This is a genomic window from Bradyrhizobium niftali, from assembly GCF_004571025.1.
GTDB classification, from domain to species: Bacteria; Pseudomonadota; Alphaproteobacteria; order Rhizobiales; family Xanthobacteraceae; genus Bradyrhizobium; species Bradyrhizobium niftali.
Window position 1 is genome coordinate 1 of sequence record NZ_SPQT01000144.1, and the last position, 603, is coordinate 603.

Genomic DNA, 603 nt, shown 5'->3' on the forward strand with positions numbered 1-603 from the left:
CGAAGCATGGGTATCGTTCGAGCGTTTCTGGCCATGGAAGTCCGCTTCGGCATTGCGCCCGCCGCCTTGCGCCGGCGGCTCGCCCGAGCTGTCCTTGGGCTTGACGCTCTTCATCGAGGCCCAGGCCTCGATCAGCGTGCCATCGACTGAGAAGTGATCGCTCGACAGAAGCCTCTTCACCTTGGGCTGTGCCAGCACCGCCGCCATGAACTTGGCCGCGATGTCGCCTTCCAGCAGCCGGTCGCGGTTCTTCGAGAACACCGAATGGTCCCACGCCGTGTCGTCGACGCCGATTCCCGCGAACCAGCGAAACAACAGGTCATATTCCAACCGCTCCATCAGAAGCCGCTCAGACCGGATCGAATAAAACGCCTGCAACAGCATCGCCCGCAGCAGCTTCTCCGGTGGGATCGACGGCCGCCCAATCGGCGAATAGAGCGCGGCAAACTCGCGCTCCAGCACCGCCAGCGCTTCGTTCACGATTGTCCGGATCGCTCGCAGCGGATGATCACGCCGCACCCGCGCCTCCAGATCAACGTAGCTAAACAGCTCTCCTGTTCGATTGTCGCCGCCGCGCACGCACCATCTCCGAATCGCATCGGA

At 62.9% G+C, this 603-nt stretch carries 1 protein-coding gene; it reads right to left on the minus strand.

The genetic code is table 11. The features are described from left to right. Window positions 1-579: transposase (locus E4K65_RS46835; protein WP_135179775.1), on the minus strand; the 579-nt coding region annotated here is incomplete at its 3' end. Between the last annotated feature and the right edge of the window lie 24 nt (window positions 580-603).